26 protein-coding genes are annotated in these 26,783 nt (G+C 44.9%); 20 read left to right on the top strand and 6 right to left on the bottom strand.

Features of this window, described 5'->3' with window-relative positions; all coding sequences use genetic code 11:
• Positions 1-231 precede the first annotated feature (231 nt).
• The 18 genes from GTQ38_RS17320 (at position 232) to tsaB (ending at position 16,860) form a co-directional block, all read left to right on the top strand.
• Positions 232-1,017 (top strand): energy transducer TonB, encoded by a 786-nt coding sequence (locus tag GTQ38_RS17320; protein ID WP_161436834.1) that lies wholly within the window; start codon positions 232-234, stop codon positions 1,015-1,017.
• Between the two features lie 235 nt (positions 1,018-1,252).
• On the top strand, positions 1,253-2,152 hold the full coding sequence (cyoE, locus tag GTQ38_RS17325; RefSeq protein WP_161436835.1) for a heme o synthase: 900 nt from the start codon (positions 1,253-1,255) through the stop codon (positions 2,150-2,152).
• Positions 2,153-2,158: 6 nt separating this feature from the next.
• Complete coding sequence (locus GTQ38_RS17330; protein ID WP_161436836.1) at positions 2,159-2,737, top strand: cytochrome c oxidase subunit 3; 579 nt, start codon at positions 2,159-2,161, stop codon at positions 2,735-2,737.
• Between the two features lie 100 nt (positions 2,738-2,837).
• Positions 2,838-3,812 carry a cytochrome c oxidase subunit 3 gene (locus GTQ38_RS17335; protein WP_161436837.1) on the top strand — a complete coding sequence of 325 codons (975 nt, stop codon included), beginning with the start codon at positions 2,838-2,840 and terminating at the stop codon, positions 3,810-3,812.
• Positions 3,813-3,848: 36 nt separating this feature from the next.
• The gene (locus GTQ38_RS17340; protein WP_161436838.1) at positions 3,849-4,232 is read left to right on the top strand and encodes a cytochrome C oxidase subunit IV family protein; all 384 of its coding nucleotides are present in this window, start codon (positions 3,849-3,851) and stop codon (positions 4,230-4,232) included.
• A gap of 68 nt (positions 4,233-4,300) precedes the next feature.
• On the top strand, positions 4,301-4,930 hold the full coding sequence (locus GTQ38_RS17345) for a hypothetical protein (RefSeq protein ID WP_161436839.1): 630 nt from the start codon (positions 4,301-4,303) through the stop codon (positions 4,928-4,930).
• 3 nt (positions 4,931-4,933) lie between these two features.
• The gene (locus GTQ38_RS17350) at positions 4,934-5,659 is read left to right on the top strand and encodes an SCO family protein (RefSeq protein WP_161436840.1); all 726 of its coding nucleotides are present in this window, start codon (positions 4,934-4,936) and stop codon (positions 5,657-5,659) included.
• Positions 5,652-6,194, top strand: a complete 543-nt coding sequence (locus GTQ38_RS17355) for a DUF420 domain-containing protein (RefSeq protein WP_161436841.1) — start codon at positions 5,652-5,654, stop codon at positions 6,192-6,194. Before GTQ38_RS17350 ends, GTQ38_RS17355 begins: the two co-directional genes overlap by 8 nt.
• A gap of 62 nt (positions 6,195-6,256) precedes the next feature.
• A complete protein-coding gene (locus tag GTQ38_RS17360) occupies positions 6,257-6,469 on the top strand; it encodes a hypothetical protein (RefSeq protein ID WP_238858007.1) in 213 nt (70 codons plus the stop codon).
• A gap of 109 nt (positions 6,470-6,578) precedes the next feature.
• Positions 6,579-7,823, top strand: coding sequence for an ABC transporter permease (locus GTQ38_RS17365; protein WP_161436842.1), 1,245 nt, complete (start codon positions 6,579-6,581; stop codon positions 7,821-7,823).
• 71 nt (positions 7,824-7,894) lie between these two features.
• On the top strand, positions 7,895-9,154 hold the full coding sequence (locus tag GTQ38_RS17370; RefSeq protein ID WP_161436843.1) for an ABC transporter permease: 1,260 nt from the start codon (positions 7,895-7,897) through the stop codon (positions 9,152-9,154).
• Positions 9,155-9,187: 33 nt separating this feature from the next.
• Positions 9,188-10,297 (top strand): efflux RND transporter periplasmic adaptor subunit, encoded by a 1,110-nt coding sequence (locus GTQ38_RS17375; protein WP_161436844.1) that lies wholly within the window; start codon positions 9,188-9,190, stop codon positions 10,295-10,297.
• Positions 10,298-10,396: 99 nt separating this feature from the next.
• On the top strand, positions 10,397-11,098 hold the full coding sequence (locus tag GTQ38_RS17380; RefSeq protein WP_161436845.1) for an ABC transporter ATP-binding protein: 702 nt from the start codon (positions 10,397-10,399) through the stop codon (positions 11,096-11,098).
• Entirely contained in the window at positions 11,091-12,320 is a 1,230-nt protein-coding gene (locus GTQ38_RS17385) for an ABC transporter permease (RefSeq protein ID WP_161436846.1), read from the top strand. Before GTQ38_RS17380 ends, GTQ38_RS17385 begins: the two co-directional genes overlap by 8 nt.
• A gap of 8 nt (positions 12,321-12,328) precedes the next feature.
• Positions 12,329-13,585, top strand: coding sequence for an ABC transporter permease (locus GTQ38_RS17390; RefSeq protein WP_161436847.1), 1,257 nt, complete (start codon positions 12,329-12,331; stop codon positions 13,583-13,585).
• Between the two features lie 41 nt (positions 13,586-13,626).
• Positions 13,627-14,739, top strand: a complete 1,113-nt coding sequence (locus GTQ38_RS17395) for an efflux RND transporter periplasmic adaptor subunit (RefSeq protein ID WP_161436848.1) — start codon at positions 13,627-13,629, stop codon at positions 14,737-14,739.
• Positions 14,740-14,782: 43 nt separating this feature from the next.
• Positions 14,783-16,123: a TolC family protein gene (locus GTQ38_RS17400; protein ID WP_161436849.1), complete on the top strand. Its 1,341-nt coding sequence runs from the start codon at positions 14,783-14,785 to the stop codon at positions 16,121-16,123.
• Between the two features lie 65 nt (positions 16,124-16,188).
• Entirely contained in the window at positions 16,189-16,860 is a 672-nt protein-coding gene (gene tsaB / locus GTQ38_RS17405; RefSeq protein ID WP_161436850.1) for a tRNA (adenosine(37)-N6)-threonylcarbamoyltransferase complex dimerization subunit type 1 TsaB, read from the top strand.
• Positions 16,861-16,892: 32 nt separating this feature from the next.
• On the opposite strand, the gene GTQ38_RS17410 is transcribed toward tsaB, so the two are convergent.
• The 5 genes from GTQ38_RS17410 to GTQ38_RS17430 all read right to left on the bottom strand — a co-directional run bounded on the left by GTQ38_RS17410 (position 16,893) and on the right by GTQ38_RS17430 (position 21,917).
• Entirely contained in the window at positions 16,893-17,609 is a 717-nt protein-coding gene (locus GTQ38_RS17410) for a hypothetical protein (protein WP_161436851.1), read from the bottom strand.
• A 60-nt stretch (positions 17,610-17,669) separates the two neighbouring features.
• On the bottom strand, positions 17,670-18,491 hold the full coding sequence (locus GTQ38_RS17415) for a mechanosensitive ion channel family protein (protein WP_161436852.1): 822 nt from the start codon (positions 18,489-18,491) through the stop codon (positions 17,670-17,672).
• A gap of 68 nt (positions 18,492-18,559) precedes the next feature.
• A complete protein-coding gene (locus GTQ38_RS17420) occupies positions 18,560-20,599 on the bottom strand; it encodes a thioredoxin domain-containing protein (RefSeq protein WP_161436853.1) in 2,040 nt (679 codons plus the stop codon).
• A gap of 142 nt (positions 20,600-20,741) precedes the next feature.
• Positions 20,742-20,942, bottom strand: a complete 201-nt coding sequence (locus tag GTQ38_RS17425) for a dodecin family protein (RefSeq protein ID WP_161436854.1) — start codon at positions 20,940-20,942, stop codon at positions 20,742-20,744.
• Between the two features lie 69 nt (positions 20,943-21,011).
• A complete protein-coding gene (locus tag GTQ38_RS17430; protein WP_161436855.1) occupies positions 21,012-21,917 on the bottom strand; it encodes a NifU family protein in 906 nt (301 codons plus the stop codon).
• Between the two features lie 121 nt (positions 21,918-22,038).
• Between GTQ38_RS17430 and GTQ38_RS17435 the strand changes: the two genes are divergently transcribed.
• Entirely contained in the window at positions 22,039-23,061 is a 1,023-nt protein-coding gene (locus GTQ38_RS17435) for a PorP/SprF family type IX secretion system membrane protein (protein ID WP_161436856.1), read from the top strand.
• 103 nt (positions 23,062-23,164) lie between these two features.
• Here GTQ38_RS17435 and GTQ38_RS17440 read toward each other — a convergent pair whose 3' ends face one another.
• On the bottom strand, positions 23,165-24,352 hold the full coding sequence (locus GTQ38_RS17440; protein ID WP_161437168.1) for a VWA domain-containing protein: 1,188 nt from the start codon (positions 24,350-24,352) through the stop codon (positions 23,165-23,167).
• A 216-nt stretch (positions 24,353-24,568) separates the two neighbouring features.
• Between GTQ38_RS17440 and GTQ38_RS17445 the strand changes: the two genes are divergently transcribed.
• The gene (locus GTQ38_RS17445) at positions 24,569-26,764 is read left to right on the top strand and encodes a tetratricopeptide repeat protein (protein ID WP_238858008.1); all 2,196 of its coding nucleotides are present in this window, start codon (positions 24,569-24,571) and stop codon (positions 26,762-26,764) included.
• Positions 26,765-26,783 lie beyond the last annotated feature (19 nt).

Genomic DNA, 26,783 nt, shown 5'->3' on the forward strand with positions numbered 1-26,783 from the left:
CTACAAGCCTACCCTGACATTTATCGTCGGGGTTTTTCATTGCATTGGGATTACTTGTTCCACTAGTCAACCCCGACATTCATCGTCGGGGCGAGTCCGTTCCCTAACTGAACAGCTACCTTCACTCAATCTGGGTTCATTTGCCGCCTGGCGGCATACTTCTTGTGATTTATCATCATAATAACATCCGTTTGCTCAAAACGTCATTTGAGGCGGGAAAACAAAACTATTATGAAGGATAATTACCAAAGCTCCGGGAGTGCCAATAATGGCAATTCTGGCAAGAAAAGCAATGCTTCCTCCAGAAGAGGGAAGCGCGAAACCAATTTGCGAAAAGGAGGCTTTCTGCGTTTTCAGATCGGCCTGATACTGGCTCTTTTGCTGGTATACATCGGCCTGGAAGCTTCTTTTAGCATGAATAAAGAAAAAGAACTGCCACCTGAGCCCTACATACCCGAAGAAGTGATCTTTGATCCGGATGTGATTTTGGCCAGGCCGGAGAAACCAAAAATTATAGCGAAACAGAAGCCCAGCCCGAGGATCAAAGCTGTTCCGAACCATGTTGATGTGGTACCACCCGAAGACTTTATAGCCATTCCGCCGGACGAGCCTTCCAACCTGGACCCGGGTGAGATTGATTACGTCGAGCCCGAGGTTCCGGAAGAGATCCCTATAGAAGTGGTAGAAGAAGTACCGATATTTCCAGGCTGCGAAGAAGTGCCAAAATCGGAGCGAAAGGCTTGTTTTGAAAAGCAAATAAGGAAGCATGTCAGGAAGAATTTCAGGTATCCGGAAAGGGCCAGGGTTTTAGGACAGCAAGGAAGGGTGAGTGTGGTCTTTAAGATCGATAAGGAAGGGCAGGTAGGGGATATTCAACTGCGCGGACCGTCAGAGCTGTTGGAGAAGGAAGCCGAAAGGATTATCTCCAAACTGCCAAAAATGACACCTGGTAAGCAACAAGGGGTTCCTGTCAGGGTTCCCTTTAGTATTCCGATCAATTTTGTGCTGGAGGACTAAACGGCCCTAATAGACAGAACAGCCTAAGGAGTTTCCAGGGGTTTATTCTCCCTGGAGGCTCTTATTAAAGACCTGACGCTTAAGGTTAGCGGTTAGCTCTTCCGACAGGGCGTATAAGTCGCTAGATTGTTTTGTTGAAGCGTCTACGACTTAACGAACAAAGATGGCACAAAGAAGCTTATTTCGTTGCAAAAAATGAGCTTGAGGCGTATCTTTGCAGCCTTATCCAGGCTTCATGAAGACAGCGGTTGGTACGGCAAAACAAAGAACACTTACGTTACTATTTTCAGAATTTACAGAGATAACCAAAGCCAGGCTCGCTGTTAGTGTTGTATTTTCTGCCCTTGCCGGATACCTCCTGGGCGCGGATCAGATCAGTCTGGTTTCCCTAAGCTTGCTGGCATTTGGCGGCTATTGTATGGTTGGAGCATCCAACGCCTATAACCAGGTAATAGAAAGGGATCTGGATGCCCTGATGAAGCGAACCAGGAACCGGCCAATACCTTCAGGCAGAATGTCTGTAAACAGTGCCATGACCCTGGCTATTACCCTGACGGTTTTAGGGGTGTTCAGTTTATACCTGCTCAATCCCAAGACCTCCATGTTCGGAGCCATTTCCATTTTTCTATATACCAGCGTTTATACACCGCTTAAGACCAAAACGCCTCTGGCGGTTTTTGTGGGTGCTTTTCCGGGTGCTATTCCCTTTATGCTGGGTTGGGTGGCAGCGACCAATGAATTCGGTATTGAGCCGGGAACCCTTTTCATGATACAGTTCTTCTGGCAGTTCCCGCATTTTTGGGCCCTGGGTTGGATGTTGGATGATGACTATAAGAAAGGTGGGTTTAAGATGCTGCCTACAGGAAAGAAAGACAGTGGTACGGCCCTGCAGATTATCATGTATACCATCTGGATGTTGGTAATATCTGTTATTCCTGTTTTCGGGATTACCGGGAAACTTCAACTTTCCATTCCGGCGGCCGTTATCGTATTCTTAATGGGTCTGGTAATGTTGCGCTTTGCCTTCGCTCTGTATATCAAACGCGACAATGCCACGGCGCGAAAGTTAATGCTTGCCAGCGTTAGTTATATCAGCCTGATGCAGATTGTTTATGTAGTAGATAAATTTATATAAGAGGATATGGATATCACCCAAATCAGCGAAAAAGAAAAAAAGGCACGGGCCCGCAAAATGATGTTGTGGTTCGGGATCGTGAGCCTCATTATGGGATTTGCCGGATGGACAAGCGCCTATATTGTGAGTAGTTCCAGGGAGGACTGGCTGGCGGATTTTGAGCTTCCCTCTGCATTTTTATACAGTACGTTGGTCATCTTGTTTAGTAGTCTGACCTATATGCTGGCGCAAAGGGCCGTTAAGCAAGATCAACCAAAAATGGCCACTAACTGGCTTATGGCTACTTTCGTCCTTGGTATCACTTTTATTGTGTTGCAGATCTTTGGATTCTCACAGATGGTTGCCCAGGGCTATTATTTTACAGGTCCAACCAGCAATATAACAGTGTCGTTTATCTACGTTATCGCGGCTGTGCATATTCTGCACGTCCTTGCCGGCTTGGTTACGGTTCTGGTGGTATTGATCAATCAAATGAAGCAAAAATATACAGCTGGGGAGATGCTGGGAATGGAAATGGGCGCCACTTTCTGGCACTTTGTAGACCTGCTTTGGATCTATCTGGTGCTGTTTTTTTATTTCTATTGAATATAAATAATAAGAAAGTGCGTTTTGATAGGGTTTCGGCTTTTGTATAGTTGAAAAAAATGTAAATTTGCGAGTAATATTTTAACACGATAATTTTTATATGGATTCTACTGTTACTGCGGGTTCTGAAGAAAATGTCTGGGGTGGTGGAAACAGACCTCTGAATGCCAGTTATGGCAAATTGATGATGTGGTTTTTCCTGGTATCGGATGCTCTGACCTTTAGCGGGTTCCTGGCTTCTTACGGTTTTTCCAGGTTTAAGTTCATTGAGACATGGCCCATCGCCGATGAGGTGTTTACCCACGTTCCCTTTTTTCATGGGAATTTCCCCATGTACTACGTGGCCTTTATGACCTTTATCCTTATCATGTCTTCTGTGACTATGGTACTGGCTGTTGATGCGGGCCACAGAATGATGAAGAACCGCGTAATACTGTATATGTTCCTTACCATAATCGGTGGTGCCATCTTCGTTGGTTCACAGGCCTGGGAATGGGCGACATTCATCACCGGAGACTACGGAGCAGTAGAAACCAAAGGAGGTCGGATCTTACAATTCGTAAAAGCAGATACCGGAGAGCGAGCCGCCCTTGCGGATTTTGCCAAAACGCTTCCTTCTGAGCGGCAGGAACTGGAACGCAATGATGGTCTTTGGTTTAACCAGGGAGCCAGCCTTCCTTCTTATTCTTTAAAAGAGGTAACCGAAGGCCTTAAGGCCAACCCGAATATCCTTATCCGTACGGAAACTATCACGGAAACCGGAGAGAAAACCCTGTTGACAAGGGAAGAGTCCCTAAGTAAGATCAAGGATGGTGCTTTGGTTGTTGAAGGTGCTAACCTGGTAAGAAATGAATACGGAAGCAGATTGTTTGCCGATTTCTTTTTCTTTATCACAGGTTTCCACGGCTTCCACGTTTTCTCAGGAGTAATTATCAATATCATCATATTTTTTAATGTGATCCTGGGAACCTATGAAAAAAGAGGACATTACGAAATGGTTGAGAAAGTTGGGCTCTACTGGCACTTTGTGGATTTGGTGTGGGTTTTCGTATTCACCTTCTTTTACCTCGTATAAAAATATTTGCGGATCAGCTAAAAAAATAAAATAGATATGGCGCACGAACATAAACTGGAAATATTCAGAGGACTGCTGAAATTTAAGTCCAACACTCAAAAAATATGGGGTGTTCTGATTTTCCTGACTATTGTAACGGCAGTTGAAGTAGGACTGGGGATTACCAAACCGGAAGTCCTGACTCAAAACTACTTCATCGGGATGAAGTTGCTCAACTGGATATTCATCATCCTGACCCTGGTTAAAGCATACTATATCGCCTGGGATTTCATGCACCTGAGGGACGAGAGAAGTTCCCTTAGAAGAGCGGTGGTTTGGACCCCGATCTTCCTTGTGGCTTACCTGGTGTTTATACTGCTTTTTGAGGCAGATTATATTTACAACGTCTTTAAGGACGGCTTCGTGAAATGGAATTTCTAAGACGAAATTAACAATATTAAAAGACGGTTTCAAAACCGTCTTTTTTATTTTTGCACAGGGAATTATTTATGAAAAAGACCTTCGTTTTAGTCGTACTTTTTGTCTTACCCATAGTGGCGTACCTGTTCTTTGCATCAGGAGTTAACAATTTTGGAAGGTTACCTACTTTAACAGAAGATATCCTGGATATCAATAGCCTGGCTCCGGAAGAGACCTTTAAGGATAAGATCACTATACTGGGGTTCTTGGGTTCAGATGTCACCAATAAAAAGGGAAATGCCTTTAACCTGAACCAAAAGATCTATAAGCGCTTTTACGAGTTCCGGGATTTCCAGATGATCATGGCCATGCCCAAAGGCACCGAAGCCGGCGTTGAAGAGTTAAAGACAGAACTCAGTGGATTTACGGATATCAGTAAGTGGCGTTTCGTTTTTCTGGAAAAAGAGCAGATAAATGCCTTGTTCAGTGCTTTAAAAACAGATCTTAAGCTGGAGGATGACCTAAGTACGCCCTACGTTTTTATTGTAGACAAGAAAGGAAATCTCCGGGGGCGAAAGAAAGATGAGGACGAAGGCCTGAAGTATGGCTTTAACACCAGCTCGGTTGCGGATCTCAACAACAAAATGGAGGATGATGTAAAGATCATCCTGGCAGAATACCGCCTTGCATTAAAGGAAAACAACGGTTTGCAGGAATAAGCAATGAAACGGAAGTATACATACGTTTGGGTGTCTCTGGTGGTCCTGGTATTTGGGATCATATTCATTCCGCGTATCGTAGACAGGGTAAAGGCTAACAGTATAGTTCAGGACAGTCGGATGAATGTCAGCAAAAACGCGGACGCCCTGGCCTTCATCACCCTAAACGGAGAAAAACGAAAGGTCCCTGAATTTGCGCTGATCAACCAGGACAGCCTGTTGATTACCCATAAGGACTATTTGGGAAAGGTTTTCGTGGCAGAATTCTTTTTTACAACCTGCCCCAGCATATGCCCGATAATGAGCATGAATCTGGTTCAACTGCAGAATGAGTTTGAAGAATTTGAAAACTTTGGGGTGGCTTCCTTCACCATTAACCCGGAGTACGATACCCCCAGGGTGCTAAAAGAATATGCGGAAGAATACGGGATCACGGATATGGACTGGCACCTGATGACCGGACCCAGAGATTCCATTTATGAGCTGGCCAATGTCGGTTTCAATATATTTGCTACGGAAGCTCCTGATGTGCCCGGAGGTTTTGAGCATTCAGGACTGTTTGCACTTATCGATAAGCAAGGTTATATACGATCGAGATATGATGATTTTGGCAATCCCATCATCTATTACCGCGGAGCCATAACTGAGGCTCAGGGAGCCAATAGTGAAGGAGAGCAGGAACAGATCAGCATCCTCAAGGAAGACATTAAAAAATTGCTAAATGAGTGATACGAATTCCATACAACTGGCAGAAAAAAAGTTCAACAGGCTTATTACGGTAATTTCTATTGTTGTTCCTCTTGTGGTGATGGCGCTATTCAGGGTACGCATACCTAATATGGAACCGCTGGGATTCTTGCCACCTATTTATGCAAGTATTAATGGCTTAACGGCAGTTTTCCTTATCATTGCTGTTTGGGCTATAAAGAACGGCAAACAGAAGTTGCATCAGAATCTCATGGTGACATGCATCGCTTTTTCCCTGGTCTTCCTGGTCATGTATATTGCCTACCATATGAGTTCAGACCCTACCCCATTTGGTGGAGAAGGAGCGATAAAATATATCTATTACTTTATACTGGTTTCTCATATTATACTTTCTGTGGTGATTATCCCCCTGGTTTTAAAAACTTATGCCCGGGCTTACCTCAAGAAGTTTGAGAGCCACCGCAAACTGGCAAAGATAACCTTCCCCATCTGGCTCTATGTAGCCATTTCGGGAGTGATCGTGTACCTGATGATATCCCCATATTATGCGCATTAGTGCGTGCTATGATGGGAGAAACCGGAGCTAAGATGTTTAAATTGTCATAGCCGAATAATAAAATGAAGAGAAGAATAATCGTAACGTTTTCTGTAATGTTCCTGCTACCGCTGGTCAGTTCGGCCCAATGCGCCATGTGCCGCGCGGTCCTGGAAAGTGAGGACAACAATACGATCGCTGAAGGGATCAATAACGGGATCGTCTATTTGATGGCCATTCCCTATATCCTTGTGGGAGTGCTTTTCTACTTCGTCTATCGCAAGATGAAGTCTTGATTTACGGGAATTTTAACACTTTTTTAAAGGTATAACTGTAACAATACCTTTCCTTTAAAGTCTTATTGTAATACATTGCGTATTTCATCAATCATTTAAAACCAACCCAATGTTCGATATTGAAAGATGGCAAGAGATCTTTGATACCATCCGAAAGAACAAATTGAGGACTTTTTTGACCGGGCTTTCCGTGGCATCCGGCATATTTATTCTTGTGATTTTATTGGGCTTTGGTAACGGTATGCAAAACGGTATTGCCAGAGAATTTGAACAGGATGCCGCTACCAGTGTTTGGGTTTGGCCAGGCACTACTACCAAAGAATACAAAGGCCTCAATCCCGGACGAAGGATTGAACTTAGAAATGAGAACTACGAAAACTCTGCCACTATGCTGGCAGACTTTATAGAATACAAATCTCCACGGATCTTTGTCAGGGATGTTACCGTCAATTACGGAAAAGAAGCTTTGGTTTACGGAATTCAGGGTGTTTCATACCAGTTCCAATTCATTGAGAATGCCAAGATGCGGGAAGGTCGTTTCCTGAATTACCAGGATGAGATCGGCACGGCTAAGGTGGCCATCATCGGGAATAAGATCAAGAAGGATGTTTTTGGGGATCTAGACACTCCGATTGGGGAGTTTATCGATATTTCCGGCATCCCATTTAAGATCATTGGCGTATTCTGGGAACAGGAAGAAAGGGAAGAGGAACGCATATATATTCCCATTACCACAGCCCAGCGTGTTTTTAACGGCGCTGACCGGCTTAACAACCTTTCGTATACCTTGCCTCCGATGGAAAATTTTGACGAGGCGGTAGCCCAGGCAGTGAATTTTAAGAACGAACTGGAAAGTTACCTCAAGCAGGTACACATCGTGGCCCCTGATGATACCAGCGGAATCTTTGTTTGGAGCGCGATGGAAGAGGCTAAAAGGTATTACGGCCTAACTGGAAATATAAAAATATTCTTCTGGTTCGTCGGGATCTGCACCATTGTTGCCGGCGTAGTGGGAGTAAGCAATATCATGTTTATTGTGGTCCGGGAACGAACCCGGGAAATAGGGATAAGAAAAGCGCTTGGAGCCAAACCCTGGTCTATAGTTGGAATGATCCTTCAGGAGTCCATTTTTGTTACTACTATAGCCGGTTTCTCTGGTTTCATTTTCAGTATGGGACTGCTGGAACTCGTTGGGCCAAATGTGGAAGTGGATTATGTGGTAAACCCTTCGGTAGATTTCAACATTGCCATATCTATGGTTTTTGTACTGATCATCGCCGGAGCGTTGGCCGGATTCTTCCCGGCATGGAGGGCAGCCAAAGTGCAGGTCATTGAGGCCCTAAAAGATGAATAAGGTTTTTCCGTGACCAAACACGGAATGTATTGATAGCATTATCTTAATACTAGAGACAGAATTTAAGGAACATGTTTAATCGAGATCGATGGAAAGAGATTCTTGAGGTACTCACCAGTAACGTCTGGCGGACCCTCCTTACAGCCTTCGGAGTGTGCTGGGGGATCTATATTCTTATAATTCTTCTTGCTGCTGGGAAAGGATTGGAAAACGGTATCAAAAAGGATTTTGGCGATATTGCCACCAATACCATGTTCATGTGGACCCGCAGTACCACCAAAGCGTATATGGGCCTTCCGAAGGGCCGTAGTTTCGAGTTTAAGCTGGAAGATGTACAGACCATTCGCGATAACGTGCCCAACCTTCGCTTTGTTTCGCCGCGAAACCGACTGGGTGGGTTCCGAAGTGCCAGTAATGTTGTACGAGGAATAAAAACTGGGGCCTATAACGTATACGGAGACTATCCCGAGATCATAAACCAGGATCCGATGACCGTTACTTCCGGACGTTTTCTGAACCAGAATGACATCAATGAGAAACGAAAAATAGCCGTTATCGGGCTAGGGGTTAAAAGCGACCTTTACGATAAAGGAGAAGAGGTATTAGGTACTTATATCAAGATCCAGGGAGTGAATTTTATGGTGGTAGGGACCTATAAGAAAAATAGCAATGATGGCGATGGTGAGGAAGCACAAAAAGAGATCTTTGTTCCTTTCACCTCTTTTTCTCAGGCCTTCAACACCGGGAACGACGTAAGTTGGATGGCCATAACTGCGAATGACGGCAGTTCCATATCCGTTTTAAAGGAACGTATCATACAAACCATGAAGAACAAGCATAAAGTACATCCTGAAGATCAGCGGGCGATTGGGTATTTTGACCTTTATGAGCAGTACAACCGTGTTGAGAGCCTCTTCGGCGCTCTCAAGGGTGTAGCCTATATCGTAGGGATCATGGTACTCCTATCCGGGATTATCGGGGTGAGTAATATTATGCTGATCGTGGTAAAGGAGCGTACCAAGGAGATTGGAATAAGGCGGGCCCTGGGGGAGCAACCCTGGTCCATCAAAAAGCAAATACTTATGGAATCCATCTTCCTGACCATTATTTCGGGAATGATCGGTATAGTATTTGGTGCACTTTTTATTTACGGGGTTAATGCCCTTTTGGAAGCCGTTGGGCCCGTAGATATGTTCCTGAACCCCAGTGTAAGTGTTGGAGTGGTGGCCGGAGCCCTCATGATATTGATGATTTCGGGCTTACTGGCAGGTTTCATCCCCGCACAGAGCGCTATCAAAGTAAAACCCATTGACGCACTTAGAACAGAATAAATAGAACATCAATCAAAACAAACCATATAAGTAATGAAGAAATCGGTAACCATTATCATCCTAATATTCATAGTCGTGGCTTTTGGAGGAGCTATGTTCTACCTCTATCAGAAAAATGCGGAGGACCCGGTGGTCTATGAGGTGGAAAAGCCTGAAAAAAAGACTATCATAAAGAAAACAGTAGCTACCGGAAGTATACTACCCCTGGAGGAGGTTCTCATCAAACCTAATATCTCCGGTGTAATAGAAGAGGTGTATGTTGAGGGAGGAGATTACGTAAAATCAGGCGACCTGCTCGCCAAGATCAAAGTGGTGCCTAACCTCAATGCGCTTAACGATGCCCAGAACGCGATTGACGATGCGAAGATCACACTGGCAGACCAGCAACGCAACTACGAAAGGCAACTTGCTCTATTTAATAAAGGCGTGATCTCTCAAGCGGATCTTGAACGGGCCCAGGTAACCAATGACCAGGCAAAGCAGGCCTATCAGGCGGCTACCAAACGCTACGATATCGTTAAAACCGGAACCACCAGCGGCTACAGGAATGCCGCTAATACGCTTATCCGCTCCACGGTAAGTGGAATGGTGCTGGAAGTGCCGGTTGAAGTGGGAAATCAGGTAATTGAAAGCAATAACTTCAACGAAGGGACAACCATAGCTGCTGTGGCTGATGTGGAAAAAATGATCTTTGAAGGTAAAGTGGACGAATCGGAGGTTGGAAAGATCAAGGAAGACCTGCCACTTGAAATTACAGTAGGAGCCATAGAAGACCAGGTGTTTGATGCAGTGCTGGATTACATCGCCCCAAAAGGAAATGAGGAAAACGGAGCGATACAGTTTGAGATCAAGGGTACCCTTTCCAAACAGGATACCGTATTTATCCGCGCCGGACTCAGCGCGAATGCTTCCATTATTTTGGGGAGAGCAGACAGCGTGCTGGCCGTTAAGGAAGCCCTTGTGCAGTTTGATCCTGAAACCAAAAAGCCCTATGTTGAGGTGTCCACAGGAGACCAGCAATTTGAACGCCGGGATGTGGAGCTCGGGATAAGCGATGGCATATTTGTCGAGATAAAATCCGGAGTCGATTCTGAAGACAGCATAAAAGTGTGGAATGAAGTAGAGCCCGAAGTTGGGACATAGCCCTTTTTAACACAAAAAGTGCTCACTTTTTGTAACATTTTTGCAACTTAATAGTCCTATAACGGGAGCTAAATCCAAATTATTTAAGAGACACCGACCATGATTGAAATAAAAGAGCTTCACAAGTCTTATCAAATGGGGAGTAATTCCCTGCATGTCCTGAAAGGCATCAACTTTACTGCCAAAGAAGGAGAACTCGTCGCTATTATGGGTTCTTCGGGATCCGGGAAGTCTACCTTGCTCAATATCCTTGGGATGTTGGATGTGGCAGACTCCGGGGAATACTACCTGGACGGGGTGCCGATCAAGGACCTCAATGAAACCAAAGCGGCCAAATACAGAAACCAGTTTTTAGGATTCGTATTTCAGTCATTCAACCTGATAAATTATAAAAGTGCCCTGGAGAACGTGGCCTTGCCGCTGTACTATCAGAAAATAGGTAGAAAGGAGCGTCAGGAAAAGGCCATGAAGTACCTGGAACAGGTGGGCCTTAAAGAATGGGCCACTCACTTGCCAAGTGAGCTTTCAGGTGGACAAAAACAAAGGGTGGCCATAGCAAGGGCAATGGCGGCGGAACCCAAGGTGCTGCTTGCAGATGAACCTACCGGTGCCCTGGATAGTACCACCTCCTACGAAGTAATGGATCTGATCCAGAAGATTAACGACCAGGGGAATACCATCCTGGTGGTCACTCACGAGGAAGATATCGCGCATATGTGTAAAAGGATAGTACATCTTAAGGATGGGGTGATCGTAGAAGACAAGAAGATAAAACAAGTAAGGGTAACACAAAATGTTTGATAGAGATACCTGGCAAGAGATCTTTCACACACTCAAGAACAACAAACTTCGGACGTTCCTGACGGGCTTCTCTGTGGGCTGGGCTATCTTTATTTTGGTAATGTTACTGGCGTCTGTAAATGGGATGCAGAACGGGTTTACCAATCAGTTCAATGACGATGCCACGAATTCCATCTTTATCCGGCCGGGGACCACGTCCAAAGCCTATGCCGGCTTTGAGGCAGGAAGAAGAATACAGCTTAAGAACGACGACTACGACTACATTCGCAAGAGCTTCCCAAAAGACATAGAACATATCAGCAGCCGCTACTTTACGTCTGCTTCTGCGCACTATAAGGGTGAGACCGGTTCTTATTCGTTACAGGCGGTTCATCCGGATCACCAGATCATAGAAAAGACGGTTATACTGAGCGGTCGATATTTCAATGAAGCCGACCAGGCCAATAAGGCCAAAGTTGCCGTGATCGGTAGAAAAGTTGGTGACGACCTTTTTAAGAACGAGGATCCTCTGGGGAATTTTGTCGAATTGAACGGCTTGTCTTTCCGGGTTATTGGAATATTTACCGATGAGGGGGATGACAATGCGGAAAGGCGAATTTACGCCCCGATCTCTACCTATCAGCAGATCTACGGAAATACAGAAAAGGTGAACCAGATCGCCATGACCTATAATTCGGAGTACGATCTTACCAAAGCCCTGGAGTTCTCCGGCAGGTTGGAAGACCTCATGAAAAGAAGGCTTAAGATCTCCCCGGAAGATCAGTCAGGGCTGAATGTCTGGAACTATGCCCAGGCCTTTAGCGATATCAGTAGTTTTTCCGCGGTATTAAGTACCATAAGTATCGCGGTAGGTTTTTTGATCCTTATCGCCGGGATAGTAGGTATTGGTAACATTATGGTATTTACTATTAAAGAGCGGACTAAGGAAATAGGGGTGCGGAAGGCACTTGGCGCCAAGCCCAGCCAGATCATTAACCTGGTATTGCTGGAATCTACCTTCATTACCGCGCTTTCCGGATTTATCGGATTGACCTTTGCTTGGATATTATTATCGATAATCGGACCTAATTTTGATTTACCGGCTTTTAGTAATCCGTCCGTAGACCTGTCTACCGTGGTGACAGCGACGATCATCCTCATCATTGCAGGAGTTTTAGCAGGACTGATCCCTGCGGTAAAGGCGGCAAATGTTAAACCAATTGTAGCATTAAGTGATAAATAGCTGATAGTATGTGGTTGTTTGACAGAGATTTATGGATTGAGATCTTTCACACCCTCGGGAAGAACATGTTTCGCACTTTCCTGACCATGCTGGGGGTGATCTTCGCCATGATCATTCTGGTGCTGCTACTGGGGTCTGCCAATGGTATGAGCAACGGTTTTGATAAGGTCTTCGCTGGTACCGCTTCAAATAGCCTTTTTGTATGGAGCCGCTCTACATCGGAACCTTATAAAGGATTTGAACGAGGTAGAAGGATAAACTTCCGTATAGAGGATGCCGAGATCTTAAAGCGGAATATTCCCGAGATAGAGGTTTTGGCCCCGCGTATAGAGTTAGGGAATCACAGGGATGTGGTTACGGTATATCGCAAAGGCCAAAAGAGCGGTTCTTCCGTTTACGGGGATTATCCGGAAATAGACAATATCACCAAGAAGAAACTGATAGAGGGGAGATTCCTCAATAACTCAGATATAGAAGATTCAAAGAAAGTCTGCGTAATAGGGGAGGAAACCTATAAGCTGCTTTTTGAAAAGGGGGAAAATGCCATAGGTGAAGATATCAGGATCAATGGGGTGTTCTTTTCAGTGGTCGGGATCTACAAGCCGAATAACAACATCAATATAGATGGCGAAAACGCGGTTTTTGTTCCTTTTACTACATTCCAAAAGGCCTTTAATTCAGGGGATAGAATGGGATGGATGGCCATTGCTGTAGAACCGAATACCGAAGTGCCAATAGTGGAAAATGAAATAAAGAAACTGCTTAAGATCAAGTACGATATTCATCCGGACGACGAAAGGGCCATTGGTTCGTTCGATATGTCTGAGATCTTCAATAACATTTCCAGTTTTACGCTGGTTCTTAAGGGGTTCTCCTTCTTTGTCGGGATCTTCACATTACTGGCAGGTGTCATTGCCATCAGTAATATTCTATTGATCACGGTGAAGGAACGTACCAAGGAAATAGGTATACGAAGAGCGCTGGGTGCAACGCCAAAAATAGTCAGGCGCCAGATCGTTGTTGAGGCGATAGTGCTTACAGCCTTCGCAGGATTGATAGGTTTTGCAATGTCTGTTGGAATACTGGCGGTGCTGGATTCACTTTGGGGTAGCGGGGAAGACTTTCCGTTTGTAGACCCCATGGTCAGTATACCGCAATTTACCATATCGTTTTCACTAATGGTGGGCTTAAGCGTATTGATTGGCTTAATCCCGGCAAACCGGGCTGTAAAAGTAAGGCCTATAGAAGCACTAAGAGAGGAGTAATAGTTCAACCAAAATAGCTAGTTATAACCAAAAAAAAGAGAATGAATAAATACCTAAAATATGGATTGATAGGGGTAACGGCCATCCTGATTCTTTGGGCCACCGCTTATTTCATTAAGCAAAACAGTACTCCTACCCAACTCTATGAGACAGAAACACTTGAGAAAAAAGATATCATCAATAAGGTGATTGTCACCGGTAAGGTTATCCCTGAAGATGAGATCAATATAAAACCTCAGATATCCGGCATCATAGACAAGATCTTTCTGGAAGAAGGGGTCAAGGTCAAGGCCGGGGATCTTATCGCCAAGATCAAGGTGGTACCTAATGAGCAATCCCTAAACCAGGCGCGCGGACGGGTACGGAACGCGGAGATCGCCCTGGGCAATACCGAGATTGAGTATAAAAGAAATAAAGCACTTTTTGACAAGGGAGTGATTTCCAGCCAGGATTTCAATAATCTGCAGCTGCAATATGACCAGGCCATTCAGGAATTGGACAATGCCAAGTCTGACTACCAGATCATTCGCGTTGGTTCTGCCGGAGGTTCTGCCACCGCCAATACCAACATCAGGGCTACCGTCTCCGGGACCATCCTGGAGATCCCTATCAAAGAAGGGGACCAGGTCATTCAAAGTAACAACTTTAATGACGGGACCACCATCGCCACCATTGCGGATATGACCAAAATGATCTTTGAGGGTGAGGTAGATGAGGCCGAGGTTGGCAAGCTTCACGTAGGTATGCCACTTGAGATAAACCTCGGAGCCCTGGAAAAGGACAAATTCGACGCCAAACTGAAGTTCATCGCCCCAAAGGGTGTTGAAGAAGAAGGAGCTGTTCAATTCAAAATCGAGGGTGACCTGGTTGTAAATGACAGCACCTATGTCAGGGCAGGTTACAGTGCCAATGCTTCCATAGTGCTCGAAGAGAAAAAGGATGTGCTGGCCATTAAAGAAGCCTTGCTTCAATTCGACAAGGAAACTGAAGAACCCTTCGTAGAAGTAGAAGTGGCCCAGAACGAATTTGAACGCAGGGATATAGAGTTGGGGATCAGTGATGGTATTGATGTGGAGGTAGTTTCCGGAGTCGATGAAGATGCCAAGATCAAGGTATGGAACAAGCTGGAGAAGAGTGACGACGACTCAGATTAAATCAATCAACCATATTACAAATCTCAAAATCAAAAAACGACTTATGAGAATCAAGATAACTGTATTGTTGCTCCTATGCAGCGTGGGAATGCTTTCGGCTCAATTGAGAAAATGGACGCTGGAAGAGTGTGTTACTTACGCCGTAGAGAACAACCTGACTATAGAACAATTTGAGCTGGACCTGGAAAACGCTCAGATCGATGAATCCGATGCCATCGGGAACATGCTGCCAACCTTAAACGGAGATGCAAGGCTTACAGAGAACCTCGGTCTCTCTTTTAACCCTACTTCCCAGGAACCGGTAAGTACGCAGCTTAACTTTACGGGAAACCTGACCTCAACCCTTAACATGTTCGACGGGCTTAGGAATATCAGGCAATTGCAAAGGGCCAAACTCAATGCGATTTCTAATCAATACCGTCTGGATGACCTGAAGGATGATATACGCCTGAATGTGGCAAATGCATATCTGCAGGTGTTGTCAAACAAGGAACAGCTAAAAGTATTCAGAGCGCAGTACGCCGTCACCGAGCAAGACCTTAAAAGAACTAAGGAATTAGTAGAAGCCGGGACTTCTCCAAGAGGTGATCTTTTGGAAATTGAGGCTACCGCGGCTAACCAGGAACAGCAGGTGATCAATGGCGAAAGCCTGGTGCTGATCTCCATTGTGAATCTGGCTCAGTTGCTGCAGATCACGGACTATGAAAACTTTGATATTGCGGATGAAGAGTTTGATATCCCTCCTTCGGACATCTTAAATAACTCCGCAAAAGTTATATACGATAAGGCGCTGTCCTTTAGGAACGACATTAAGCTTTCTCAGGCCAATGTGGAGGTGGCAGAAAAAGATGTTCAAATAGCAAAAGGAGCATATTTTCCCACCCTTTCGGCCTTTGTCAACTACAACACGAGATACTCGGATCAAAACCTGGTTTCGGTAACCGATCTGTCCGTAATTCCGTTTGTAGATCAGTTATGGATCTTTGATGGTCTTGCTTATGGATTCTCACTGAATGTCCCATTTTTTAACGGATGGAGCACTCGAAACAATGTACAGCGTCAGAAGATCAGTTTGGAAAGAGCGAAACTGGATTTTGAGCAAACCAAGCTGGAATTAGAATCCAATATCCAACAGGCCTATGTTGATGTAACCACTTTTGATAAGGCCTATCAGGCAGCCCAAAAGACCCTGGATGCCAGGAGAATAGCTTACCAGTACGCCAAGGACCGTTTTGATGTTGGTTTGATGAACGCATTCGATTTTAGCCAGGCGCAGTCCAGATTGGACAATGCGGAAGCGGATGTGATCCGTACCAAATACGACTATATCTTCAGGCTTAAGATACTGGAGTTCTACTTCGGAATCCCACTCGCGTTGGATTAACAAAGGGAATAAAATAATACCAGATAACCCTAAGGTTTTTTGATCTTAGGGTTTATTTTTGCCTTATGGCTAAAATCTTAAATCTGGAGACTGCAACCACTAACTGCTCCGTTAGTCTTGCTGTGGATGGTGAGATCGTTGCGCTTAAAGAGGAAAACACTCCTAATTATTCGCATTCAGAACAATTGCATCTTTTTATTGGCGCTGTGCTGAAGGAAGCATCCCTGTCTTTCCCGGATCTGGATGCCATTGCGGTGAGTAAGGGGCCTGGTTCCTATACCGGATTGCGCATAGGGGTCTCCGCGGCCAAAGGACTGTGTTACGCACAGGATATTCCTTTGATAGCGGTTCCTACACTTTTGAGCCTGGCACATCAGGTTCAGATAGAGGATGGATTCCTGATCCCTGTATTGGATGCGAGGCGTATGGAAGTCTATGCGGCCGTTTTTGATCCCCGGTACAATGAGCTTCGTAGTACCTGGGCAGAGATCATTTCAGAGGCTTCTTTTTCCGATTATCTGGAAAGAGGTCCGGTGCATCTTATCGGTAGCGGAGCTGCCAAAAGTGGGGAAGTGATCCAAAACACTAATCTTGTATTGCATACGGATGTCTTTCCCTCTGCCCGTGAAATGGGGAGGATCTCTTTTGAAGCATATGAGAACAGGGCGTTCGAAGACGTCGCCTATTTTGAGCCATACTACTTAAAAGACTTCATTCTTACCGGAAAGGGCAAGTAGATCAATTAGATGTTATACAGACTTCGAATATCCTAAGGCCTGGCGGTAGATCCGTCCGGTGAGATGTCCATTTTGGATTTTTCGGATTTGATCTTGTTGTAGTAGTTCAAGAGGGCTACTACTTCGTTCTCTTTCCTTAGTTTGAGTTTGTTTTCACCAACGAACTTCTTCACTGCAGACGCCTCATCACTTAAGTAATAGAAGAGTTCCCTTTTGTTTAGATCGATCCTCTCAAAAAGGTTATCACCTATTTTCAGGTAATACTCAAAATCGTCTTCGTACTTAGCGGGGGTCATGGACTCGTAACCGTGCTCGGGATTCGTCGCTTTCAGGAGTCGTTTCTTTGGCTGTAGGAACAGTACGACCTCCCCGCTGTTTAGCGGATTGAAATACCCTCTGCGATACTTCCCTTTATAGCGGTATTTGTGTACTTCAAAGGTCTTCCCGTCTAACTCTACCACGATATTTTCACGTTTGAGCAGTTTCAGGGGTTTTTGTTGATTGCTGAGGAATTCCATTTCGTCGCTGAACGCGTTATAGCGCATAGGTCTGCTGGTCTCAGATCCGCCGTTTATGGTTGTTTTGCCGGTTTTGTAAAGCTCATTCATATACGGAGTTCCCTCTGTAGGCGCATCATAGAAAGTGATCTCTAACTGCCCGTGATAGGCGGTTTGCGGATTTCCGTTGAATTGGGAAAATAACGCCAGGGTAGATAAACAGGCTAAAAAAGATAATATGATAGTTTTCATTGTGTAATTACGTTAAAATATTATCTAATAAGATACTAAAATTCCGGGAATTAGGCAAATCTAACCAACCTGATGTACCGTACGCTGAGGGAATGGAATTTCGATGTTTTCTTCGTCAAAACGATGCTTTAATTCCTCTAAAACATGGAAATGCGCAGGCCAGAAATCATCGTTTCCAGCCCAGAACCTGAGACTTAAGTTGACCGAACTTTCAGCCAGTTCGCCTACATATACTTCCGGGGCGGGATCCGTTAAGATTCCCGGGGTTTCAGCGCAGATCTGAAGCAATATGTCCTTAGCCTTTTTTATATTCGATCCGTAACCGATCCCGACATCAATCTTATCCCTGCGGGTATTCTCAGCATTGTAGTTTATGATATTGTTATTTGAAAGTTGTCCATTGGGAATTATGGCCAACTGGTTTCCGAAAGTATTCAATTTGGTAGTGAAAATAGAGATTTCCTTTACCACCCCATCCACACCTTGTGCGGAGATGAAATCACCTATTTTGAAGGGTTTGAACAGTAGTATTAAAACCCCGCCTGCAAAGTTCGCCAGGCTCCCCTGTAGCGCCAGCCCAATGGCCAGTCCGGCCGCACCGATTATGGCAACCAGGGAAGAAGACTTTACCCCTAGTTGCGTGATCACCAGTACAAAGAGCAGCACTTTCAGAGCGATCTTTATAAAACTCTGAAGAAAACTCTCCAGGGTGAGGTCGTAATCCCGTTTTTCGAAAAACTTACGTACAAGTCGGTTGATGAACTTAATGATCCAGAGACCGACGATCAGGATGATAATGGCCAGTATTAAGTTTGGGAAGAAATCCCAGGCCCAGTTGATGAGTTGATCTATATGTTCCTTGTAATTTGTAAACTTTTCCATGGTAGATTAAAATAGTAATTAACGGATCGAGAATTAACTCAAAATTAGTCTATAAAGCGCTTAATTGTTCAATTTTGAAGGATTTGTTCCAGAGCTTTTTCGGCTTCGGTTTCCGGAAGCCTGCAGGCCCCCTCCTTACACACATAGATCAAGGTTTTACCCGTCACATATCTGTTCTTTAGCAAGCTCAGACCACCTTCTTCTGCAGTAGCTGTTATGATGGTATTAGGCAGGTATTTGTGATGGAATTCAGATGCTTTTTCCCTGTATTCAGGTCCAACTATGGCAATTTCATAGAACGGTTTGTCCATAAAAAGGGCCAAACGCGCCCAATTCGCATGGCTGTGAATATTGTCTTCCAGGGAGTTTCTCATGGCAAGCATCATACCTTTTGCTACCGTACTATATTTTTCTTCCGGGTATAATTTCCCTATCCTGTAAAGGGTCTCCGCCAGTATGGAATTGGAGGAAGGGATAACGTTGTCCTGGGTTTCAAGGGTCTTGCGGATGACATAGTGAGAGGTGTCCGAAGTAAAATAGAACAGTCCGCTTTCCGGATCAAAAAAGTGGCTGAGACAATAGTCAAGCAGTTTCCTGGAGGTCAGTAGCCATTTTTCTTCAAGCGTCGTTTCGTACAGGTTCAGATAAGCCCTGGCAACTGCAGCGTAATCCTCCAGGTACCCTTCTATGGAAACCTTCTCATTCTTATAGTTGTGGAACAATCGCCCCTGATCGTCCATGAGACTGGAACGGAGGAAATCCGCATTTTTATTGGCCAAATCCAGATAGTGCTCACTTCCGAGATAGCGGTAGGCATCTATAAGACCATTAAGCATCAGCCCATTCCAGGAAGTGAGGATCTTATCATCCAGCCGTGGCCTGGCTCGCTTTGCTCTTTCTTCCAGCAACTGACTTTTGCACTTTGTGATCAGTTTCCTCAATTCGGCTGGTGTAAGCTGATGTTTTTTAGCGATTTCCTGCTCTTCCTTATCGCGTATTAGCACGTATTTGCCTTCTTCCCAGAGCCCGTAGCTATTAATGTTGTAGTAATCCTGAAACAGCTCAAACTGTAGTCCCAGAATCTCCTTTAGCTCCTCTTTTCGCCATACATAAAATGCCCCCTCCTCAAGAATGTCCTGCTCATTAAGGCTGTCTGCATCCAGAGAAGAATAGAAGCCGGAATCCACATCCATAAGTTCCCGCTCCACAAAAGAAATGGTTTCTTCTACCACCTGTTTGTAGTGTTCGTTCCCGCTATAGGCATAGGCCTTAGCGTACAGACTTACCAATTGCCCATTATCGTAAAGCATTTTTTCAAAATGAGGAACATGCCAACGCGTATCCACTGCATAACGGGCAAAACCTCCCCCAATGTGATCGTAAACACCACCCTGGGCTATCTTTTTCAAGCTTAGGTTTACGTATTCCAATACGGATTCGTTTTGGGTAGAAAACCCGAAATGCAGAAGAAACTCCAGGTTTCCGGGCATCATGAACTTCGGCGCCCGATTATATCCTCCCATTTTTCGATCAAAATAGTCGGACCAGTCGTCCACCAATTTTTTCAGCTGCTCTGTTGAGAGTAGATCAGAATTGTCGTTTCCCTTGACCAGATTAATGCTTTTGATGCCGTTTGCCAGGTTTTCCGCATAGGATATGACCTTTTCCTGCTCTTGTTGGTACACCTCTGCCAATTGCTGCAAAGCCTTGATCCACCTGCCTTTGTCTACATAAGTAGCACCCCAGATGGGTCTGCCGTCCGGGAGGGCAATGATATTGAGTGGCCAGCCCCCGCTTCCGGTCATCATTTGAAGGGCATCCATATAAATATGATCCACATCCGGCCTTTCCTCCCGGTCTATTTTAATATTGATAAAGCTCTTGTTCATAACCGCTGCCACTTCCTCATCCTCGAAACACTCCTTCTCCATGACATGGCACCAATGACAGGCGGCATAACCTATACTGATAATAAGAAGTTTGTCCTCTTTTTGAGCCTGTTTCAAGACTTCAGGGCTCCAGGCAACCCAATTTACCGGGTTATGGGCATGCTGTAGAAGGTAAGGACTTGTTTCATGAATAAGTGCATTGGAGTGTTTGGGTTCCATAGCCGGGTTTTTTTGAGCACTCCCTGTCCAAGGAATGCAGAATAAGCTTAATACAATGGCAAATCGCAACATATGCAAAGTTAGATGAATGCCATCAAAAAAGGCGCCTGCTGGCGCCTTTTAATACGTTTTTATCAAAGTGTTATTTCACTTCAAAGGTGATCTTAACATTCACTCGGAATTCATCAATTTCACCGTCCTTTACGGTTGCACTTTGTTCGTTGAGATATACGGATCGAATATTGTTGACCGATTTTGAGGCTTGAGCGACGGCCTTTGCCGTGGCATCTTCCCAGCTCTTATCAGAATTTGCCAATACTTCGATTACTTTTAAAACTGCCATGATTTTGTGTTTTTAGATTCTTTTAAAGTTAGCAAATTAAAAGCAATAAAATAAGTGCTTAGCGCAAAATCAGCCGTTTAATGCAACCACTTCCTGAACCTTGTCTCCAAGCATGTTTTTGAGCATATTCTCTATGCCGTTCTTTAAGGTAAAGGTAGACGAGGGACAACCGCTGCAGGCGCCCTGAAGAATAACACTTACGGTCTTACTTTCCGCTTCGTAGGACTGAAACAATATATTCCCCCCGTCACTGGCAACGGCCGGTTTTACATATTCATCCAGTATGGATATGATCTGCCTGGAAGTGTCGTCAAGCTGCTCTCCCTGACCAGCCTCCTCCTCTGCCTCCTCTTTTTTCTTTTGTATAGAAGCTGAAGATACGATCTCATTGCCGTCTGCTATGAATTCCCGGATAAATTCCCGCAGTTCCATGCTTATCTCGTCCCATTCCTTCACGTCGTACTTGGTAACAGAGATGTAGTTTTCATCCATAAACACTTCCTTGACATATGGAAAGTGAAATAATTTTGTGGCAAGATCAGATGTAGCGGCTTCTTCTATGTTCTTAAACTCAAAAGTGGCCGGTACCAGCTTTCGGTTTGCGACAAACTTGAGCACAGCGGGGTTTGGGGTTACCTCAGCATACAGGGTAACTGCAATTTTTGTGGGACCCTGAGTTTCCTCTAATACCACGGGTTGTCCCGCATTCAGGTACTCTACGAGCTGCTGGGCCACTTCGTCCTTAACATCCTTCCAGTCTACAATGTCAAAGCGTTCCAGGGCGATAAAATTGCCAGAAATATAAACTGTTTTGATAAAAGGGAGGTAGAAAAGCTGTTGCGCCAAAGGGGAGTTTTTGGCCTCGTCGATATTATGGTATTCGTAGTTTGATCCTTTTGTAAGAAACTGGTTGACCTCAAATTTCAATATTGCCGGGTTGGATGTCTCTGCCACGGTGATCACGTACTCTCTCATAGTCTTTGTTTTGGGCAAAAATACAACCTATTTCCAAGACATGGTAGATATAATAATGTTACAATTCATCCGTTATACATTATATTTGGAAGAAATGGCTATCAACACCCCACTATCTTGGATGAAAAAGCACCTCCTACTTATTATTAGCTCAATAATCGTTTGTACTTACTCAAGCGCTCAAGAGGGTATTCCTGTATATTTTGACTATTTATCGGACAACTATTATTTGATCCATCCTTCCATGGCGGGTATTGGTGAAGGCGGAAAGATCCGTCTTACAGCGAGGCAGCAATGGTTTAGTGTTGATGAAGCCCCGAATATGCAGACGCTTAACGCCCATTATCGGATAAGGGATACCAAAAGCGGTGTAGGAGCCATTCTTTTTAACGATGCCAACGGTTATCACGCGCAAACCGGCGTAAAACTTACCTATGCCCATCATCTCAGATTTGGGGAGGATTTCAGGATATTGAATCAGCTTTCTTTTGGTTTGAGCGGTACGATATTACAAAGTAGCCTGGATGAGACCGAATTCCGCTCAGTGATCCCGGATCCGGCGATAACCGGAAACAGGATCAATGCCACCTATTTTAACCTGGATCTTGGAATTTCTTATTCCTACCAGGAGTTTTACGCCCATGCCACTGTGCTGAACCTCTTAGAAAGTGAGCGCAGTTTATACCGACAGGGAAGAGCTGACCCGGACAATGTACCGGTTATTGATAACCTGAGGAGATACCTCTTGTCTGCCGGATATATTTTTGGCAGGAGCGAATGGCGGGTAGAACCTTCCGTAATGTTCCAGCTGACAGAGTTTACAGAAGAACAAACAGTAGACGTAAACGCCAAGGTGTACAGGGATGTTAGTTTCGGTACCATTTGGGGAGGTCTTTCCTATAGAAGGAGTTTTGACGGGGCCCAATTCCAGACTGCCGGGAATTTTGGGGAACAACGCCTGCAGTTGTTTACACCCATTGTCGGTTTTAATTATAAACGATTTATGTTCTCCTATAACTATTCCTACCAATCCGGGGATATCCGTTTGGATAACGGAGGTTTCCATCAGATCACCCTGGGGTATGATTTTGGACCCGAACGGGAGAACCGATACGACTGTTATTGTCCTGCTGCCAACTACTAAGGCAAAACAAATGGGCCTGTACCCGAAAGTACAGACCCATGCTTCAACGCCAACCAACCTACGACAATCAATCACTTATGGCGTTTGAACTTTTCACTCTATGTTAATCCCAGCGATAGTTTTTCTTGGCAGCCTGCTGCTTTAAGGCACTTAGCATAGCATTTTCCAACTCACCCCGACTGTCTTTCTGATGCTTTGCGATATAGGCTTCCCTTTTTATATTCGCCTTCTTGATCTCTTCCTGTATCCTTTTGCGTTCCTGGCGCTGCTTTTTAACGTAGGCTTCCAGAGCAGCATCGCTTTTTCCCTTTAAGGACTCCGGTAAATGTTCTTTTTCTACTTCAGACCACTGGAAATCCTCGCTTTCGGCGGCATCAACCAGATCCCAGGACTTGTTCTTATACATTCTGGAGCTTTTGCTCACGGCCCGCTTTACGGCAACCGCCTCTTCCAACGCCATGGCGTTTTGGTCTTGTTCGGACTGAAGACGCATCTTGGCCTTACCCGAAGCTCCGTATGAAATGTAGGTTTTGTTCAGTTTTGTGTTAAGTTCGATGATGATATCGTCATAGGGCGTGGCGATATGGATCTGCCTGCGGTTGTGGTTTATCGCCATATATTCTCCTCCGCTCATTAGCGCCCCCCTTTTCCATTCCGTGTGTATCCCCTGTTCGTAGGCACCGCAGAATATCGTATTTACAACCACATCTTTTTCCATAGCGTTGGTCACAGCGTCCTTATAGTTCAGTTTACCCTGTGTAAAGGGTTCGTTCCCGGCGATAAAGATCATTTTTAGATCGTCCGGGTTCTTTCCCCAATCCAGTTGCCTTAAGGAAGTTTGTATCACCTGCCCGCAGAATTCTTCACCCCCGTTAGTAGTGAGCGAAAACAGCTTTTCGGACAGCTCATCCAGATCGTTGCTAAAACCAATGACTTGCTGAATATATCCTTCCCTGGAAGAGAGGCCGTCATTTCCGTACTGGTACAGCGCGATTTGCAAGTCCGGCCTTACCGAATTCCCGCATTTGGCATAGGTGAATTGGTTGACAATATCCCAAAGCTGGGACTTGGCCTGGTTGATAAGCCCATCCATACTGTTACTGGTATCCAGCAAAAGAGCGATCTTAACCGTGGGTTTCTTTATATGTGCTTCTGGCTGTGCCGCTTGCGCGATTATACAGTTTTCTGTCTTTTTGGGTTGAACCCCTTCACAACTGTAACCTAATCCGGCCACTGCCAAAAAAAAGCCCAGGCTCAATTGTATACGTGTTTGTTTTAATTTCTTGTTCATCATGGCGTTTTTTTGTTGAATTATCGGAAGTAAAACTAGGGGAGAACTTTTTGCTTTAAAAAGGACAATGAGCGAAATGGCCGTTTAAATGAGTGAACGGACCACACGGCTGAGCCAGCCCCATAAAACAAGGCAATTATGGGCGGTTTTTGGGAATTTGCCATTTTTTTTAACTCTTTAAATCCCTTAAGTTTACCTTGATTAATGGAATTTGTGATGCGCATAACACTGCTTTTTGTTTTCTTATTCCTTATGACTTTCTCTGGATTGGCCCAGCCAATTCAAAGAGGCCAGAAGGTTTTGTTGAAAGGCGCTGTAAGGGAAATGCAGTCAAGAGATCCTATATCAGCAGTTCACGTTTCAACTGACGACGGGGCTTATACCATCACCGATGATAATGGAGAATTTGAGATAGAAGCGGGCATAGGAGATGTGCTTACTTTTGAAAGCCGCGATATACAGACTGTACGTCACACTGTGCTGAACGACGAGGATATTTTAGTGCTGGTAAAGGATTATGAGCCAAGCACTTCAAGATATAAGAAGTCCACCTCCTCCAGTAGGCAGCAGCACAGGATCTACCTGGACTCAGCGAGCTTTTATCAAAAAAAGGACATCAAAAAAAGTATTGATTTCGTAGCGAAGTCCATTGAGGGCCTGGGTAAAAGAGGTTACAAAAAGGAACTGGGAGAGTCCCTGACCCTTCTTGGGGAGATCTATCAGTATTACGGTCAGTATGATCTTGCGATCGCAAATTACAAGGATGCGCTTGAAGCCAGAAAATCTACGAAGACAGCCCTGCTACTGGGTAAAGTATATGTGCTGAATAAAGAATACGAAGAAGCTGAAAAAACCCTGGAGCCATTGACCCAGATCAAGGCGCTGGTGCCCTTTCAAAAAATTGAACTTTATGAGACCCTGGGCGATGCTTATAAGGGGCTTGGTGATACTGAAAAGGCCGTTGCCTATTACGAGCAGGGTTTGCTTGTTGCGAACAAGAACCAGGTTAGCCCCAAACTGCCCGATCTGAACTCCAAAATAGCCGATGCCTACGCTCGGGACAACCGCTTGCAGGAGGCCGAGGCCTTTTATGGCAGCTCCCTTAACCAGGCTGGCCGGCAGGCGCCTCAAAGAGCCGTGCAGGAAAAAGAAAAAGTAGCGGATTTTTACAACCGAACCAACCAATATCAGAATGAGATAGAACTCAGAAAGGAAAGCCTGGACGAACTAAAAAGCATAGCCGCTCCTGTAGCCAAGACCGAAGGGGATGTGATCTCAAGGGATACCATTACCCCGCAACGCATCAACTACAAGATTGCCAATGCCTACATTGCCCAGGATAAATACGACGAGGCAATTCCTTACCTGGAAGAAAGTATACGTGAAGCGGATAATGAGGACGACCTTATCGTCCAGAAAGACGCCACGCGAAAATTATCTGAGGTATACCGGCAAAAAGGGGATTTTACGAAATCCCTGGAGACTTATCAGAAATATGTAGCCGTCGTGGATACACTTTACATTCGTAAGGAACAGGAGATATCCAGGGCAGCCAGGTTTAATCGGGAGATCGCCTCACAGCAAAGCAGGATCACCGGATTGGAACAGGAGCGGGAATTGTCTCAGAGCAAATACGATCTTGCACTGACCGAACAACAACTGATACAGGAAAGCAATAAACGACAGCGATGGGTGATCTATTCCCTTATTTTTGGGATGGCACTTACGGCCCTGGCGGCTTTTTTCTATTACCGTAGTGACAGGCAGCGGAAACTGACAAACAACCTGCTTGCCCTTAAATCCCTGCGCTCCCAAATGAACCCTCACTTTATTTTTAATGCCCTGAACTCCGTCAACAATTATATCGCAAAGAACGACGAGAGGAGTGCGAACAGGTATTTGAGTGAGTTCTCTACCCTGATGCGGGCAGTACTGGAGAATTCGGAAGAAGACTTTATCCCACTTTCCAAGGAACTTGAGCTGCTCAGACTCTATCTCAGACTGGAGCATTCCCGTTTCCCGGATAAATTCGATTACCAGCTCAATATAGACGAAACCCTGGATATAGATTCCTATGAGATACCACCAATGTTACTCCAACCCTACCTGGAAAATGCAATTTGGCACGGACTTCGTTATAAAGAAGAAAAAGGTCTGTTGAGCGTGGATCTGCAAAAGAAAAACCAGGATTTTTTAGAAATAACAATTACGGATAACGGAATTGGCAGAAAGAGATCAGCAGCTCTAAAAACCCAAAATCAGAAGAAACAAAAGTCCAAGGGGATGGGCAATATCAAAAAACGTATTGCTATTCTAAACGAGATGTACAAAGACAAGGTGGCCGTAGTAATACGTGATCTTAATGGGGACAGCACCGGGACCCGGGTAATTCTGACCTTGAAAAAGGATTAACCCTGATTTACCCGACTAA

Source organism: Poritiphilus flavus, assembly GCF_009901585.1.
GTDB classification, from domain to species: Bacteria; Bacteroidota; Bacteroidia; order Flavobacteriales; family Flavobacteriaceae; genus Poritiphilus; species Poritiphilus flavus.

What these genes read in the sequence shown, in the direction of transcription:
- tsaB (WP_161436850.1), top strand. Translation starts at nt 16,189, where the DNA reads ATGGCTAAAATCTTAAATCTGGAGACTGCAACCACTAACTGCTCCGTT.
- GTQ38_RS17360 (WP_238858007.1), top strand. Translation starts at nt 6,257, where the DNA reads ATGAAGAGAAGAATAATCGTAACGTTTTCTGTAATGTTCCTGCTACCG.
- GTQ38_RS17345 (WP_161436839.1), top strand. Translation starts at nt 4,301, where the DNA reads ATGAAAAAGACCTTCGTTTTAGTCGTACTTTTTGTCTTACCCATAGTG.
- GTQ38_RS17420 (WP_161436853.1), bottom strand. Translation starts at nt 20,599, where the DNA reads ATGGAACCCAAACACTCCAATGCACTTATTCATGAAACAAGTCCTTAC.
- GTQ38_RS17385 (WP_161436846.1), top strand. Translation starts at nt 11,091, where the DNA reads ATGTTTGATAGAGATACCTGGCAAGAGATCTTTCACACACTCAAGAAC.
- GTQ38_RS17415 (WP_161436852.1), bottom strand. Translation starts at nt 18,491, where the DNA reads ATGGAAAAGTTTACAAATTACAAGGAACATATAGATCAACTCATCAAC.
- GTQ38_RS17330 (WP_161436836.1), top strand. Translation starts at nt 2,159, where the DNA reads ATGGATATCACCCAAATCAGCGAAAAAGAAAAAAAGGCACGGGCCCGC.
- GTQ38_RS17365 (WP_161436842.1), top strand. Translation starts at nt 6,579, where the DNA reads ATGTTCGATATTGAAAGATGGCAAGAGATCTTTGATACCATCCGAAAG.
- GTQ38_RS17370 (WP_161436843.1), top strand. Translation starts at nt 7,895, where the DNA reads ATGTTTAATCGAGATCGATGGAAAGAGATTCTTGAGGTACTCACCAGT.
- GTQ38_RS17340 (WP_161436838.1), top strand. Translation starts at nt 3,849, where the DNA reads ATGGCGCACGAACATAAACTGGAAATATTCAGAGGACTGCTGAAATTT.
- GTQ38_RS17400 (WP_161436849.1), top strand. Translation starts at nt 14,783, where the DNA reads ATGAGAATCAAGATAACTGTATTGTTGCTCCTATGCAGCGTGGGAATG.
- GTQ38_RS17375 (WP_161436844.1), top strand. Translation starts at nt 9,188, where the DNA reads ATGAAGAAATCGGTAACCATTATCATCCTAATATTCATAGTCGTGGCT.
- GTQ38_RS17320 (WP_161436834.1), top strand. Translation starts at nt 232, where the DNA reads ATGAAGGATAATTACCAAAGCTCCGGGAGTGCCAATAATGGCAATTCT.
- GTQ38_RS17440 (WP_161437168.1), bottom strand. Translation starts at nt 24,352, where the DNA reads ATGAACAAGAAATTAAAACAAACACGTATACAATTGAGCCTGGGCTTT.
- GTQ38_RS17350 (WP_161436840.1), top strand. Translation starts at nt 4,934, where the DNA reads ATGAAACGGAAGTATACATACGTTTGGGTGTCTCTGGTGGTCCTGGTA.
- GTQ38_RS17430 (WP_161436855.1), bottom strand. Translation starts at nt 21,917, where the DNA reads ATGAGAGAGTACGTGATCACCGTGGCAGAGACATCCAACCCGGCAATA.
- GTQ38_RS17335 (WP_161436837.1), top strand. Translation starts at nt 2,838, where the DNA reads ATGGATTCTACTGTTACTGCGGGTTCTGAAGAAAATGTCTGGGGTGGT.
- GTQ38_RS17425 (WP_161436854.1), bottom strand. Translation starts at nt 20,942, where the DNA reads ATGGCAGTTTTAAAAGTAATCGAAGTATTGGCAAATTCTGATAAGAGC.
- GTQ38_RS17380 (WP_161436845.1), top strand. Translation starts at nt 10,397, where the DNA reads ATGATTGAAATAAAAGAGCTTCACAAGTCTTATCAAATGGGGAGTAAT.
- cyoE (WP_161436835.1), top strand. Translation starts at nt 1,253, where the DNA reads ATGAAGACAGCGGTTGGTACGGCAAAACAAAGAACACTTACGTTACTA.
- GTQ38_RS17445 (WP_238858008.1), top strand. Translation starts at nt 24,569, where the DNA reads ATGCGCATAACACTGCTTTTTGTTTTCTTATTCCTTATGACTTTCTCT.
- GTQ38_RS17390 (WP_161436847.1), top strand. Translation starts at nt 12,329, where the DNA reads ATGTGGTTGTTTGACAGAGATTTATGGATTGAGATCTTTCACACCCTC.
- GTQ38_RS17410 (WP_161436851.1), bottom strand. Translation starts at nt 17,609, where the DNA reads ATGAAAACTATCATATTATCTTTTTTAGCCTGTTTATCTACCCTGGCG.
- GTQ38_RS17395 (WP_161436848.1), top strand. Translation starts at nt 13,627, where the DNA reads ATGAATAAATACCTAAAATATGGATTGATAGGGGTAACGGCCATCCTG.
- GTQ38_RS17435 (WP_161436856.1), top strand. Translation starts at nt 22,039, where the DNA reads ATGAAAAAGCACCTCCTACTTATTATTAGCTCAATAATCGTTTGTACT.
- GTQ38_RS17355 (WP_161436841.1), top strand. Translation starts at nt 5,652, where the DNA reads ATGAGTGATACGAATTCCATACAACTGGCAGAAAAAAAGTTCAACAGG.